This window comes from Longimycelium tulufanense, from assembly GCF_014645795.1.
GTDB classification, from domain to species: domain Bacteria; phylum Actinomycetota; class Actinomycetes; order Mycobacteriales; family Pseudonocardiaceae; genus Longimycelium; species Longimycelium tulufanense.
On sequence record NZ_BMMK01000032.1, the window covers coordinates 56,355 to 71,064 of the forward strand.

General features: G+C 72.9%; 12 protein-coding genes. 11 read left to right on the forward strand and 1 reads right to left on the reverse strand.

Annotation, left to right across the window (positions count from 1 at the left end):
- Window positions 1-120: 120 nt before the first annotated feature.
- The 4 genes from IEY55_RS25160 to IEY55_RS25175 all read left to right on the forward strand — a co-directional run bounded on the left by IEY55_RS25160 (window position 121) and on the right by IEY55_RS25175 (window position 6,328).
- Entirely contained in the window at window positions 121-1,062 is a 942-nt protein-coding gene (locus tag IEY55_RS25160; protein WP_189061016.1) for a SurA N-terminal domain-containing protein, read from the forward strand.
- A 10-nt stretch (window positions 1,063-1,072) separates the two neighbouring features.
- Window positions 1,073-2,101: a nucleoside triphosphate pyrophosphohydrolase gene (locus IEY55_RS25165; protein WP_444543298.1), complete on the forward strand. Its 1,029-nt coding sequence runs from the start codon at window positions 1,073-1,075 to the stop codon at window positions 2,099-2,101.
- Between the two features lie 111 nt (window positions 2,102-2,212).
- A complete protein-coding gene (locus IEY55_RS25170) occupies window positions 2,213-5,383 on the forward strand; it encodes a S41 family peptidase (protein WP_189061017.1) in 3,171 nt (1,056 codons plus the stop codon).
- Between the two features lie 99 nt (window positions 5,384-5,482).
- The gene (locus IEY55_RS25175) at window positions 5,483-6,328 is read left to right on the forward strand and encodes a lytic transglycosylase domain-containing protein (RefSeq protein ID WP_189061018.1); all 846 of its coding nucleotides are present in this window, start codon (window positions 5,483-5,485) and stop codon (window positions 6,326-6,328) included.
- Between the two features lie 294 nt (window positions 6,329-6,622).
- Here IEY55_RS25175 and IEY55_RS25180 read toward each other — a convergent pair whose 3' ends face one another.
- Window positions 6,623-7,024, reverse strand: a complete 402-nt coding sequence (locus IEY55_RS25180) for a tetratricopeptide repeat protein (protein WP_189061019.1) — start codon at window positions 7,022-7,024, stop codon at window positions 6,623-6,625.
- Between the two features lie 503 nt (window positions 7,025-7,527).
- Between IEY55_RS25180 and eno the strand changes: the two genes are divergently transcribed.
- The 7 genes from eno (at window position 7,528) to IEY55_RS25215 (ending at window position 14,649) form a co-directional block, all read left to right on the forward strand.
- Window positions 7,528-8,814 (forward strand): phosphopyruvate hydratase, encoded by a 1,287-nt coding sequence (gene eno, locus IEY55_RS25185; protein ID WP_189061020.1) that lies wholly within the window; start codon window positions 7,528-7,530, stop codon window positions 8,812-8,814.
- A 66-nt stretch (window positions 8,815-8,880) separates the two neighbouring features.
- Entirely contained in the window at window positions 8,881-9,411 is a 531-nt protein-coding gene (locus IEY55_RS25190) for an FtsB family cell division protein (protein ID WP_189061021.1), read from the forward strand.
- A 311-nt stretch (window positions 9,412-9,722) separates the two neighbouring features.
- Window positions 9,723-10,253, forward strand: coding sequence for a DUF501 domain-containing protein (locus IEY55_RS25195; protein WP_229686741.1), 531 nt, complete (start codon window positions 9,723-9,725; stop codon window positions 10,251-10,253).
- A 315-nt stretch (window positions 10,254-10,568) separates the two neighbouring features.
- Window positions 10,569-11,933, forward strand: a complete 1,365-nt coding sequence (locus IEY55_RS25200) for a lytic transglycosylase domain-containing protein (RefSeq protein ID WP_229686742.1) — start codon at window positions 10,569-10,571, stop codon at window positions 11,931-11,933.
- A gap of 57 nt (window positions 11,934-11,990) precedes the next feature.
- The gene (locus IEY55_RS25205; protein ID WP_189061022.1) at window positions 11,991-12,944 is read left to right on the forward strand and encodes a Ppx/GppA phosphatase family protein; all 954 of its coding nucleotides are present in this window, start codon (window positions 11,991-11,993) and stop codon (window positions 12,942-12,944) included.
- 115 nt (window positions 12,945-13,059) lie between these two features.
- Window positions 13,060-13,773, forward strand: coding sequence for a hypothetical protein (locus IEY55_RS25210; protein WP_189061023.1), 714 nt, complete (start codon window positions 13,060-13,062; stop codon window positions 13,771-13,773).
- Between the two features lie 12 nt (window positions 13,774-13,785).
- Window positions 13,786-14,649, forward strand: coding sequence for a hypothetical protein (locus IEY55_RS25215; RefSeq protein WP_189061024.1), 864 nt, complete (start codon window positions 13,786-13,788; stop codon window positions 14,647-14,649).
- Window positions 14,650-14,710 lie beyond the last annotated feature (61 nt).

Sequence of the window (14,710 nt, forward strand, 5' to 3'; positions counted from 1 at the left end):
GGGAGGGGGCTGTCCAGGGGCGGGACGCTGCACGCCGGAGCGGGGCGAGCCGAAAACTTCCGTCACGATTCCTGACATACCTGCTGACTCGTTGTCACCGGCGTGAGAGGGTAGGCGACTGTGACAGCCGTCATTCGTCGTCGTGTCCGCCGCCCGGCCGGCCTGCTCGCCGCCGCGGCCGTCGCCGTCGGCCTCGTCGCCGGCTGCGGTTCCGGGCCCAGCCAGGTCGGCGCCGCCGCCATCGTCGGCGACAACAAGATCCCGCTGGAGCACATCCAGCAGCGGCTCGACTCGCTGTACCGCAAGGAACCGGGCATCAAGGAGGACCTGCGCCGGCAGGGCAACCTCGACACCGTCGCCCGCAACATCGCCACCCTGTCGGTGCGCCACGAGCTGGTCAGCCGAGCCGCCGAGCGCGAGGGCCTACACGTCAACGAGGAGCAGGTCACCGAGCTGATCGACAAGCAGGGCGGTGCCGAGGCCGCGTCCAAGGGCACGGTCTACGACGCCAGCACCTTCCGGGAGCGGGCCCGCGACCAGCTGCTGCTGGTCGAGCTGGGTCGCAAGTACCTGGACAAGCTGGCCGTGACCATCGACTTCACCCAGGCGCCCTCGCGCGAGGCCGCCGAGCGCAAGGCCCGCCAGCTCGCCGACCCGGACCAGGCCCGCAAGGTCATCGCGGCCGACAGGAAGTCCGGGATCCCCGCCGGCACCGGCCACACCCTGCGTGCCGCGGACAACCTCCAGCTGGCCTCCACCCCGCTGTTCGGGGCGGAGAAGAACACGGTGGTGGCCTTCCCAGTCAGCCAGCAGGAGGGCCAGTGGCTGGTCGCCGTGATCCGCGACCGGCGGACGGACGCCGACGGCACCGTGAACCCCGAGCGCGTCGACCCGCTGCAGCTGGAGGCCCTGGGCGTGCGGATGCTCGCCCCGCTGTCCGACCTGCTGGGCGTGCGCGTCAGCCCGCGCTACGGCATGTGGGACCCGATGTCGCTGGCGGTCGTGCCCGGTGCGAAGGAGGCCGGCGGCATCCGGGTGCAGGGCTCCGAGCGCAAGCAGTAACACTGGAGGGGTGAGCACGCCCGACCAGTCCTTCACCGACCTCGCCGACAGCCCGGCGCCCGTGCCGGGGTGTGCGGTCGTGCTGCTGAGCCAGCGCCTCGGTGCCGTGCTGCCGGCCCCGGCGGCCCCGCTGGTGCGGGCGGCCGCCGAGGTCTACGCCGCCGCCGACGTGCCGTCCGCGATGCGGGCGGCCCTGGGGGCGCGGCCGGCACCCGAGCCGGACGAGTTGCTGGACGAGGCGGCCCGCCACCCCGTCGTGCTGGTGACCGGCTGCGCCACCGAGCTGGCCGCCGCCGCGCTGCACGCCGCGGGCGCGCCGCTGCTCGGCACCCCGGAGCCGGCCGGCGCGGCCCTGCTGGAAGCGGTGGCGGTGATGGACCGGCTGCGCTCCCCGGGCGGCTGCCCCTGGGACGCCGAGCAGACCCACGAGTCGTTGCGGCAGTACCTCATCGAGGAGACCTACGAGCTGCTGGAGGCGATCGAGGACGACGACCGCCGGGCGTTGCGCGAGGAGCTGGGCGACGTCCTGCTGCAGGTGTTGTTCCACTCCCGGGTCGCCACCGAGGACACCGCGGACCCGTTCACCGTGGACGACGTGGCCGAGGACCTCGTCGCCAAGCTCACCGGCCGGCACCCGCACGTGTTCGACGAGGACGACCCGAAGGTGCGGGACGCCGCGAGCCAGCAGCGGCGGTGGGAGGAGCTCAAGCAGGAGGAGAAGCAGCGGGAGTCGGCGCTCGACGGCGTCGCCACCAAGCAGCCCGCGATCGCGTTGGCAGCCAAGCTCGCACAGCGCGCCGCCCGTGCCGGCTTCCCGGCCGACCTCCTCCCTGACGGTGACTCCGCGGGCGAGGTGTTGTTCGCGGTGGCCGCATTGGCCAAGCAGGCCGGTGAGGACCCGGAGGGCGAACTGCGGGCGGTGTCCCGGCGTTTCGCCGAGCAGGTACGCGCCGCGGAGCGAGCGGCCCGCGAGGCCGGCGTGGACCCGGCGACCATGGGCGCCCAGGGGTGGCGCCGGTTCTGGCCCACCGAAAGCTGACCGATCAACCCGGCCACCCGCACAAGGGAAGCGGACGAGCCGGGTGACTGGTTCAGCGGGCCGGGTTGACAAGGTCCGCCCACCGCGATCACGACGGGTAACGTCGCGCGGGTGACCGGTTACCTCCGATTTCCACACCTGCACGGTGGGCTCGTGACGTTCGTGGCCGAGAACGACGTGTGGCTGGCGCCGCTGGACGGGGGGCGGGCCTGGCGGGCGACCGCGGACCGCGTTCCCGCCACCCACCCGAGGTTCTCGCCCGACGGCACGCGCCTGGCGTGGACGAGCCATCGGGACGGGCTTCCCGAAGCGCATGTCGCCCCGGTCGACGGTGGCCCCAGCGAGCGACTGACGCACTGGGGCGCGTCCCGCACCGGGGTTCGCGGGTGGACGCGTGACGGCGAGGTTCTCGCCGTCACCAGCGCCGGGCAACCCTCGTCCCGACGCACCTGGGCGTATGCCGTGCCGGTGGATGGCGGCCCGGCGCGCAGGCTCCCGTTCGGCCCGGTGAGCGATGTCGCCTTCGGCCCGGACAACGCCATCCTGCTCACCTCCGCGATCTTCCCGGAACCCGCCTACTGGAAGCGGTACCGCGGCGGAACGGCCGGCAAGCTGTGGCTCGGCACGGTGGAAGACGGGTTCCACCGCTTCCTGTCCGAAGTGGACGGCCAGCTGCAGGCGGTCGGCTGGGTGGGCGACCGGATCGTGTTCGTCTCCGACCACGAGGACGTGGCCAACCTCTACTCGATCCGTTCCAATGGAACCGAGCTGCGCAAGCACAGCCACCACGGCGACTTCTACGTGCGGCACGCCAGCACCGACGGCGGTCGCGTGATCTACCAATGCAACGGCCAGCTCTGGCTACTGTCCGATTTGGACTCCGAGCCGGGCCGGCTGGACGTGCGGCTCGGCGGACCGTGCACCGCACGCCAGCCATACCCGCTGCGCGCGAGCAAGGACTTGGGCGAGTTCGCCCCCGACCGCACCGGCCGCGCGAGCGTCGTGGAGGCACGCGGGACCGTGCACTGGCTGCCGCACCGGGACGGCCCGGCCACCGTGCTCTGCGCGCAACCCGGCGTGCGCGCCCGCACCCCCGTCGTGCTCGGCGACACCGGCAAGGTCGCCTGGGTCACCGACGCCCAGGGCGAGGACGCGCTGGAGATCGCCCCCTGCGGCGGCCCGGAACCGGATGCCCAACCACACCGGGTCGCCGCCGGCCAGCTCGGCCGAGTGCTCGAGCTGGCCAGCTCGCCGGACGGCCGCACCCTCGCCGTGGCCACCCACGACGGGCGCCTGCTCGCCGTCGACGTGGCGAGCGCGACCCTGCGCGAGGTCGCCCGCTCCGTGGACGGCGAGGTGCAGGACCTGGCGTTCTCCCCGGACTCGGCCTGGCTGGCCTGGTCGCACCCGGGCCCGGATCCACTGCGGCAGATCCGGATGGCGCGCCTGGCGGACCCGACCGTCATCGACGTCACCCCACTGCGATTCGTCGACTACGACCCGGTCTTCACCCTCGACGGCAAGCACCTGGCGTTCCTGTCGGTCCGCACCTTCGACCCGGTCTACGACGCGCACGTCTTCGACCTGTCGTTCCCGGCGGGCTGCCGGCCCTACCTGGTGCCGCTGGGCGCCCGCTCGCCCTCACCATTCGACCCCCGGCTCGGCGGTCGGCCCTTCGGCGACACCGACGACAGCGGTGACAGCGATGGCAGCGACCCCGTCACCGTGGACACCGAGGGAATCGCCGAGCGTGCCGTTCCTTTCCCAGTGCAGGCAAGTAGTTACTCGGGCCTGCGTGCCGGCAAGGGTGGCGTGCTGTGGTTGCGCGAACCGCTGGTGGGTGCGCTGGGCCACGACGTGGCCGGCTCGGACAGCGACCAGCCGCGCCCGGTGCTCGAGCGGTTCGACCTGCAGCAGGCCCGCTGCGAACAACTCGTCGAAGGGCTGGACTCGTTCGAGGTCAGCGGGGACGGCGGCCGGGTGGTGTTGCGCGACCGCGGCACCATGCGGGTGCAGCCGGCCGACCGCAAGGCCGACCGGGACGGCGGCCCGGACGCCGTCGTCGAGGTCGACCTGGCCCGCATCCGCGTCCAGGTGGATCCGGCCGCCGAGTGGCGACAGTCCTACTTCGAGGCCGGACGGCTCATGCGCGACCACTTCTGGCGGGCGGACATGGGCGGTGTGGACTGGGACGCCGTGCTGGCCCGCTACGCCCCCGCACTGGACCGCATCGGCAGCCACGACGACCTGGTGGACCTGCTGTGGGAGGTGCAGGGCGAGCTGGGCACCTCGCACGCCTACGTGCGCCCGCCCGGCAGCGAGGACCCCTCCCGCCGGCAGGGCCTGCTGGGCGCCGACCTGGTGCGCGCCGACGACGGCAGCTGGCGGGTGGCCCGGGTCCTACCCGGCGAGACCTCCGATCCGGAGGCGCGCTCGCCGCTGGCCGCGCCCGGCGCCGGGGTACGCGCCGGCGACGTCCTGCTCGCCGTCAACGGCCGGTCGGTCGACCCCACGCGCGGGCCCGGCCCGCTGCTGGCCGGCACCGCCGGCAGGCCCGTCGAGCTGACGATCCGACCGGGCGACGGGGGTGGGACCCGGCGCGTCGTGGTCGTGCCGCTCGACGACGAGGAGCAGCTGCGCTACCACGACTGGGTCACCGACCGGCGCGCCCACGTGCACGAGATCTCCGAGGACAGGGTGGGTTACCTGCACGTGCCGGACATGGTGGCCAGCGGCTGGGCGCAGCTGCACCGCGACCTGCGGCTGGAGCTGCGCCGGGAGGCGCTGGTGGTGGACCTGCGGGAGAACCGCGGCGGGCACACCTCGCAGCTGGTGGTGGAGAAGCTGGCACGGCGCATCATCGGTTGGGACTTCGGCCGCGGCTACCGGCCCTGGAGCTACCCGGTGGACGCCCCGCGGGGACCGGTGGTCGCCGTGGCCAACGAGTTCTCCGGCTCCGACGGTGACATCGTCAACGCCGCGATCAAGGCGTTGCGGATCGGGCCGGTGGTGGGCGTGCGGACCTGGGGCGGGGTGATCGGCGTCGACAACCGGTACCACCTGGTCGACGGCACCCTCGTCACGCAGCCGCGCTACGCGAGCTGGCTGGAGGGCTACGGCTGGGACCTGGAGAACCACGGCGTCGACCCGGACGTCGAGGTGGTGATGACGCCGCAGGACTGGGCGGGTGGACGGGACCCGCAGCTGGACACCGCGGTCCGGCTCGCCCTGCAGACGCTGGTCGACCGCCCCGCGGCCACACCACCGCCGTTCCCGGCGTGAGCGCGGGAGGCGTCGCCGGTCCGGCCGTGTCGGGCCGGCGACGCCCCTCACCATGCTTCGACGACGAGACAGGGTTACCGGCGCGTAGCCTGATCCGCGATGTCGAAGATCGAGGCCCCGACCCTGCCCCCGCTCCTCGGCGGGGGACCACCGCGGCCGCGGCGCCGCGCCCTGCGGCTGTTAGGGCGGTTGCTGGTAGCCGTCCTGTTATTGGGGTCGGTCGCCGGCGGCGCGTGGTTGGTGGCGGTCGTGAGCCGGCACCAGCCCAACCCGGACGAGGAACTGGCGCGGATCGACCCGGCGCCCGTGGAGCCGGGCACGGCCGTGCCCGAAGGCGGTGGCACACCACCGGAACCGGGAACGCCGGCCGGCGCCACCCGGGATCCACTGGACGAGTGGGCGGAGCGGGTCGCCTCCCGCACCGACGCACCGGCCCGTGCCCTGCGTGCCTACGCCAACGCGGACCTGATCATGCGCGCACACGCCCCCGCCTGCCACATCTCCTGGACCACACTGGCCGGCGTCGGGCGCATCGAGTCCAACCACGGACGATGGGCAGGGCGCACCCTCGGCGATGATGGCCGCCCGTCGAAGCCGATCATCGGCATCCCCCTGGACGGCAGCCCGGGCGTGGCGGCGATCCGGGACACCGACGGCGGGCGGCTGGACGGCGACACCGAGTGGGACCGCGCCGTCGGCCCGATGCAGTTCATTCCCGACACCTGGGCGCGCTGGGCCTCCGACGGCAACGGCGACGGGGCGGCCGACCCGCACAACATCGACGACGCCGCGCTCACCGCCGCCCGCTACCTGTGCGCGGGCAGCCGAGACATGGCCACGGGGCAGGGCTGGTGGGCCGGGCTGCGCTCGTACAACGACTCGGTCGAATACGCGCAGAAGGTCTTTGGTGTGGCAGACAAGTACGCGCGGGCAAGCTTGGCCTGATCAGTTCTGGTACGTACAGGGCACCGGCCACCATGGGGCCGGCGGGCGTGGTCGTCGTGCGGCCCCGCTGTTTCCGCGCCGCCCGCCCACGGTGTGAGCCTTGCGTTATCCCGCGGCTGCCCCGAGAGGACGATCCGCCGGTGGTAGCAGCTGCTGGTCATCGCGTGATCATTGATGACCTTGATCAAGGACTCTCTTCATAAGTCCACGTCCGCAACTTGCGCACGGACTGCTGCGGATTGCGGACGTGGTGATCGAAGCACGGGTGACCGGCTGGCTGCCGGCGCGAGCGGCTCAGCCGTTGGTGCCGGAGGCGGGGCCCTCCTCGGTCAGCGCGATGCGGGCTCGTAGCTCTCCCAACGCCTCCATGTAGTCCGGGATCGGGTGCATGGTCGCGGCCATCCGGAACTGCGCGTGCGCCTCGGTCAGCCGGCCCTGCCGCTCCAGGGCCCGCCCCAGGGCGAACCGGGCGTAGTGATCCGACGGGTCGATCTCCAGAACCCGGTTGAACGAGTGCTCGGCTCGGCGCAGCTGGGCCGAGAGGAGGTACGCGCGGCCGGCGAGCAGGTGCACGCTGCGCGCGTTCGGGGCGACCTCCAGCACCGGCGCCAGCGCCCGCAGCGCGGCCAGCGGTTGCCGGTCGGCGAGCAGCGCCTCGGCCTGTCGGAACGCCTCGAACGGGCTGTCGGCTGTCATGGAACCTCCAATCGGCGGTTACCCGGCATTCCGGGCCGGATAAAGCCTTCCCCCGTCACGATCGGGGCCGCGGCGTCGCACGGCACGATGCGGAATCGGCCGCCCACGCCGTCGTGGGAGCGCCGGCCCGCGGAGCCGTAGGGAGAAAGCCGCGGCCGCGGCACCGCGACCGGCGACCCGCACCTTCGGGTCTGGTTGTTAACCTTCCGCCTTTCCAGCCTGAGCGGGCCTCGAGGTTTGGTCAACGTTACGCCCGCCCGGACTGTTCCCCAGACCGCCAACCGGTGGTTCTCGTCCAGCCGTCCGGGCCCACCCGCCGGTCCAGGCCCGGATCGCGGATGCGGCGAGTGTCACCCGCGGACGCACCCCGCGGCGGGCCGGTCACCCCTTGGCGCCGGAGCCGGGCGATCCAACCGGAACCGCGCGTCCCGCGACCGGGTGAGCGCAGCCGCCGACTAGGCTCGGGGCAGTTGTCCGGTCCGCACGCTGGGTAAGGAGCGCACGTGGCGGTCATCGAGCAGGTCGGCGCCCGGGAGATCCTGGACTCGCGCGGCAACCCCACGGTCGAGGTCGAGGTCGCGCTGGACGACGGCACCCTGGCCCGCGCGGCCGTGCCGAGCGGCGCGTCCACCGGGGAGCACGAGGCGGTCGAGCTGCGCGACGGCGACACCGCCCGCTACCTGGGCAAGGGCGTGGAGAAGGCGGTTGGCGCCGTACTCGACGAGATCGGCCCGGAGCTGATCGGCGTGGAGGCGGTCGAGCAGCGCGTCGTCGACCAGAAGCTGATCGACCTGGACGGCACCCCGGACAAGTCCCGGCTGGGCGCCAACGCCATCCTCGGCGTCTCGCTCGCGGTGGCCAAGGCCGCGGCCGAGTCCAGCGGGCTGGAGCTGTTCCGCTATGTGGGCGGCCCGAACGCGCACGTGCTGCCGGTGCCGATGATGAACATCCTCAACGGTGGCGCGCACGCCGACACCGGCGTCGACATCCAGGAGTTCATGATCGCGCCGATCGGCGCCGAGTCCTTCCGCGAGGCGCTGCGCTGGGGCGCGGAGGTCTACCACGCGCTCAAGTCGGTGCTCAGGACCAAGGGCCTGGCCACCGGCCTGGGCGACGAGGGCGGCTTCGCCCCGGACCTGCCCAACAACCGGGAGGCGCTGGACCTGATCGCGGTCGCGGTGGACAAGGCCGGCTACCGGCTGGGCCGCGACGTCGTGCTCGCGCTGGACGTGGCCGCCACCGAGTTCCACGCCGACGGCGCCTACACCTTCGAGGGCGGCAGGCGCAGCGCCGAGCAGATGGCCGCCTACTACAAGGAGCTGCTCGACTCCTACCCGCTGGTCTCCGTCGAGGACCCGCTGTCGGAGGACGACTGGGACGGCTGGGTGGGCCTGACCGCCGCCGTGGGCGAGCGGGTGCAGCTCGTCGGCGACGACCTGTTCGTCACCAACCCGGAGCGGCTGGAGGACGGCATCGCCCGCCGCGCCGCCAACGCGCTGCTGGTCAAGGTCAACCAGATCGGCACGCTGTCGGAAACGCTGGACGCGGTCACCCTGGCCCACTCCTGCGGCTACCGCTGCATGATGAGCCACCGGTCCGGCGAGACCGAGGACACCACGATCGCCGACCTGGCGGTGGCCACCGGCTGCGGCCAGATCAAGACGGGCGCCCCGGCGCGCAGCGAGCGGGTCGCCAAGTACAACCAGCTGCTGCGTATCGAGGAGGCGCTGGGTGACGCCGCCCGTTACGCCGGCGAGCTGGCGTTCCCGCGGTTCAGTCCGGAGAGCTGACCCGCGCTCCACGCCACGGCGGGAACGCGACGCCACGGCACGAGCGACCCAGGAAGCGACTGCGCGATGACCGGGCGCGACCAGGATCGGGGGCGGCGCCGGCGGGGTGATGGCTCGCCGGCCCGCCGCCCCGAGCGTGCGCGCCGGGCGGCGCGCGGCGTGCGGGAGCGCTCGGCCGGGCTGCGTGCCGGCTTCGCCCGGCGCCGGGCCCGCGGCGCGCCCGGCACGGCCGGGGCGTTCGGGCTCTCCTCCACCCGGCGGGCGGCACTGCTTGCGCTGGTGGTGTGCGCGCTGGCGTTGAGCGTGGCGGTGCCGCTGCGCACCTATCTCAGCCAGCGCACCGCGATCGAGCAGGAACAGCGCAAGCAGGATCAGCTGCGCGCCGAGGTGCGGGAGCTCGAACGGCGCAAGGCGCAACTGGAGGACCCGGCGCAGGTGGAGGCCGAGGCGCGGCGCCGGCTGCTGTTCGTGCGGCCGGGCGAGACGCCGTACGTGGTGCAGCTCCCGCCGACCGCGGAGCAGCGGCCGCCGAGCGACACCGACCGGGAGCGCGGCCAGTGGTACTCGGAGCTGTGGGACTCGGTCAGCGGGAAGTAGCCCTGGCTGGCCGCGCTGGTTCCCGGCTGGGTCCGCGCGTCGGGGTGCCGCTGGAGCTCGCCAGCAGATGGGCGGCTCTTCCCGACTCGTGATCGGAATTCGGATGCGCGTGTCCCACACGACAACGCACCCACCTGATGAGCCAGGCTGCTCTTTTCGGGCTTATCGTTAACGATCGCGTGCGGGGCCCATGATGCCGTGCGGCCGTGAACACGCCCGCGGCTTCCTTGCTCGGGGCACGCGAGGCCGGGGCAGGTGACCCATACGGGAGCCCGGCCCGAGCCCATCGCAGGACACGTAGGGAGTGGATCGTGACGGAGCCGGTGGCGCAGCCGCCGCACCTGGAGCCGGTGACCGAGGCCGACCGCGAGGTGGTGCGTACCCAGCTCGGCCGGCCGCCCCGGGCGTTGCGGGCGATCGCGCACCGGTGCCCCTGCGGCCTGCCCACCGTGGTGCAGACGAATCCGCGCCTGGAGGACGGCACCCCGTTCCCCACGCTCTACTACCTGACCTGTCCCAAGCTGTCCGGCATGGTGAGCCGGCTGGAGGCGTCCGGCCTGATGCGACAGATGACCGACCGCCTCGCCGAGGACGAGGAGCTGACGGCGCAATACCGCCGGGCACACCAGTCGTACCTGGCGCAGCGGGACGCGATCGAGCCGTTGGGCACCAACGTCAGCGCGGGCGGGATGCCGGGCCGGGTCAAGTGCCTGCACGTGCACGTCGCGCACGCCCTGGCCATGGGTCCCGGCCTCAACCCGTTCGGCGACGAGGCGCTGGAGCTGCTGGGCGACTGGTGGCGGACCGGGCGGTGCGTGCACGACGACGTTGTCGCTGGCTAACCCGAACGAGTGACCGCAGGCGTAACCTGAGCAGGCTTCACATAAACCCAACACCGGCCCGGAAGACTGGGACGCCAACGCCTTCTCCGCAACCGGGTGGCGAAGGCGGGGGGCCACACCACGGTGCCGGAAACGCCTTCTGGTCCATTGGCGACACGCCGCGATCAAGGATGCGTTTCCGGGGCCGGTCCGGTGAGATGCGGTGACAGTCCGTGTCCCACTCGGGCACGCTGGCGGAACGCGAGGGGGACGTCCGTCACCCCGGTCGGTCAGACCGGGCGCCGGACGCAGAGGTCGAGGAAGGTGTGGTTCCCCGTGGACTCCCGGAGCAGAGCGGTTCGGCGGAGCCAGGCGCGCGCGGCCGCGCGCGAAGCGCGGAAGTACAAGCGGCGGCTCGGAGCCGGTCTCGCCCTGCTCGGCGCCTTCCTCATCCCGGCGGCGGTGGCCGGGACCGGCACCTTCGCCATCCAGCCCACGGCCGCCGGCGGCCCGATGGGCCTGCAGGTCCCGGGCGCGGGCGACGTGTTGTCGGTGCTGCGCGCGAATACCGAGCGTGACCCCTGGGGGGTGACCGGCCGCCTGCCGGAGAACACCTCCGTGAGCCCGGACGCGGCGAGCACCGCCCCCGACCCGGGCACCGGGGCCGGACCGCTGGCGAACGTGCCCGCCGGGCCGCTCGGCATCCCCGGCATCGTCCTGCAGGCGTACCAGCGGGCCGATCAGACGCTGGCCCGTACCCGGCCCGGCTGCGGCCTGCACTGGTCCGTGCTGGCCGGCATCGGCAAGATCGAGTCCGGCCACGCCCAGGGCGGCCGGGTGGACGCCCACGGCACCACGCTCGGCCGGATCCTGGGCCCGGTGCTCGCCGGTGGCCCCGGCGTCGCCGCGATCCGGGATACCGACGGCGGTGGGCTGGACGGGGACACCACCTGGGACCGTGCGGTGGGGCCGATGCAGTTCATCCCGTCCACCTGGGCCATCTACGGCGCGGACGGCAACGGTGACGGCAGGGCCGACCCGAACAACGTCTTCGACGCCGCCCTGGCGGCCGGCAACTACCTCTGCGCCGGCGGCGGGGACCTGCGGCAGTCTGACCAGCTGGCGGCGGCGATCTTCCGCTACAACCACTCCGACTCCTACGTGCGGTCGGTCCTGGCCTGGGCGCGGGCCTACTCGGCCGGCGTGACGCCGCTGCCCGAGCAGGCGCTGCCGATCGAGACCGGCCCGATCCCGCCGCCGCGCCACCCGGCCACGCACGAGCCGGAGCCCGGCAACCCGGGCGACAAGCCGGAGGAACCCGGAACCACCCCGTCGGACGACCCGAGCGCCAAGCCCACCCCGACCACGGACCCGCCGGGTACGACGACGCCTCCGCCGTCAGGTACGACGACGCCTCCGCCGTCAGGTACGACGACGCCTCCGCCATCGGGTACGACGACGCCTCCGCCGTCGACCACGACGCCGAAGCCGTCGACGACCACCCCGACGCCGTGCCCGACGCCGACGACGTCCACCACGACGACCACGACCACCACCACGTCGCCCACGCCCGACCCGTGCGAGCCGTCGACGACGCCCAACGCGCCGAACGCGACGACCACCGGGCCGAGCGTGACGCCGACGCCCACGGCGATCCCCGGCTCGGGCGCACCGAGTTCCAGCCGCCACGTGGCGAACTGATTCGGCGCGACCGCCGACTAGGGTGGGAGCAACCGCACCACCCCGGGAGGTCGCCTCATGTCGCGGGTCGCCGCAATCGACTGCGGGACGAACTCGATCCGCCTGCTGGTCGCCGACGTCACCCCGCGGGACGACGGCAGCCACTGGCTGCGGGACGTGCATCGCGAGATGCGGATCGTCCGGCTGGGGCAAGGTGTGGACGCGCACGGGGTGCTGTCGGAGGAAGCGCTGCAGCGCACAGCGGGCGCCCTGGCCGACTACACCGCGATCCTGCGACGCAGGGGCGCCGAACGGGTGCGCATGGTCGCCACCTCCGCCACCCGGGACGCCGCGAACCGGGCGGACTTCTTCGCGATGACCCGGCAGGTGCTCGGTGTCGAGGCCGAGGTCATCTCCGGCGACGAGGAGGCCCGGCTGTCGTTCACCGGTGCGGTGGCCGACCTGGAGCCCGAGGACGGCCCGTTCGTGGTGGCCGATGTGGGCGGCGGCTCCACCGAACTGGTGCTCGGCAGCTGGGACGGGGCCAAGGCGCACGTCGAGGCGGCCAGGTCGGTGGACGTGGGCTGCGTCCGGGTGACCGAGCGCCACCTGCGGGACGACCCGCCGACGGCGGCCGAGATCGCCGAGGCCGAGCGGATGACGCACGAGGTGCTGGCCGGAGCATTCGGCGCCGTGCCGGTCCAGAACGCCCGAACCTGGGTCGGGGTGGCCGGCACGGTCACCACGCTGTCGGCCGTGGCGCAGGAACTGCCCGAGTACGACTCCGAGCGGACACACCTGTCCCGGCTCTCGCTCGACAAGGTGCGGGCCACCGCCGACCGGCTGCTGACGCTGTCGCACGACGAGCGGGCGGCGTTGGGTCCGATCCACCCCGGCCGCGTCGACGTGATCGGCGGAGGCGGCCTGGTCGTGCGCGTCCTGGCCGACGAGCTGGCCACCCGCGCCGGTATCACCGAGCTGGTCGTCAGCGAGCACGACATCCTGGACGGCATCGCCCTGTCCGTCGCCTGACCGGCATTCCCTCGCCCAACACCGCCCGATCGGGTGGCGGCTGGACCGCGTAGTTGCGGTGCTCCGTCGCGCGGCGCCTCATGGCTGTACCCCCTCAACCGATGAGGAGGTCGTCATGGACGGGCCGGGCAGGGGCGCCCTACGGTCGTGCCGCGCGGCGCTGGCGATCGGTGTTCTGACGCTGCCGATCCTCGGCGGCTGTGGTGACGGTCGTAGCGGCGGTACCGGTGACGAGCGCAGACCCCCCGGGGTGACCGACACCGTCGGTCCGCCGGGGGGAGAGCGGCCCGGTCGGCCCGGCGAGGAGTTCACCTTCCGACTGCTCGGGGGCGACCCCGACCCGGGGAACACCAATGCCGAGGAGGTGTTTGCCGCGCTCAGGCGGGGTGACTGCCATGCCGCCCAACGGGAGTTGAATGGGACCTGGCACGTTCAGACGAGCCCCCGGGTCGTGGTGCTGTACCAGGCCGCCGTCCACGCCTGCGAGGGCTCTTCCGCCAGCCATCGCGCCGCGGCCCGGAACGTGCTCGACCGCGGGGCCGCGTACGGGGGCTGGGCCGGTCTGGCCACCGACGAGTTCGCCTGGCTCGGCGACGTCCAGGTGTGCCGGGCGCTGAACAGCGTCCTGCGGCAGCGTCCGCAGTCGGAGACGCAGTGCCCGGAGGCGAGCACCCCCGAGTGGCAGGAGCGGAATGGCCGGCGGGATGACCCGCGTACCCCGTACGACGAGTCGCGGGGGGCCGGTGGTGTCGGCACCACCACAACCACCCGGACGACCACCACGACAACGACCACGGGCGCCACGACCACGACTCCCGGACAGCCGTGACGGGGAGACGTGATGGTGGCGCCGGATGACCGCGATCCGGAGCGGGGCGAACGACATCAACTGCTCCGCTGGCTGGCCACACTGCTCGCCAACGTCACGGTCCTCACCGCGCTGTTGGTCTTCTTCGGCTGGCGGCGCGCACACTTCCAGGCCAGGTCGCTCGGCCTGGACGAGAGCATCTTCGATCTCACCACGACCGAGTACCTCCTGCGCAGCGTCGACGCCGCCTTCGCCGCGGTGCTGTTGTTGTCCCTGGCCGGTCTGATCTGGGCGTTGGTGGACGGGCCGCTCAGCAGGTGGGCCGCCAGGAACGAGGCCGGCCCGGTCTCCCGGACGGTGCTCGCCGTGTTCGCGGGATCCTGGGTATGGCTGCCGATGCTCTTCGGCCTCATCTGGCAGTGGCGTCCGGTGATCGGGTTCGTCGGCGTGCCGGTCTCCTTCGGCGCGGGCGTGCTGTTGTCGTTGTACGCCTTGCATCTCCGTCGACAACGAGTCGACCCGTCCGAACGCACCAGGGTGCGGGCCGGGTTGGTCAAGGGTTTCGCCGCCGCCGTCGCAACGGTGACCATCTTCTGGAGTGCGGGCCACTACGCCGAGGTGGTGGGCCGGAACCTGGCCCGGGACTTCGAGCCGCGCCAGAAGCCGGCGGTCGTGCTCTACAGCGAGCAGCGGCTGCACATCAGCGCGCCCGGTACGGAGGAACTGCCACTGGACGCAATCGATTCGGGGTACCGGTTCAAGTACACCGGACTACGGCTCCTGGACCGCTCCGGAGGTAAGCATTTCCTCATCTCCGAGGGTTGGCCCCGGGCAGACGGCGTTCTCGTGGTGCTTCCCGACGATCTCGCAACACGTCTGGAATTCGTTCGCCAGTAAGAGCGTGTCTCACTTGGTAGATCGTTGAGGTGGGGTAGATGATCTCCACTCGTGGACGATC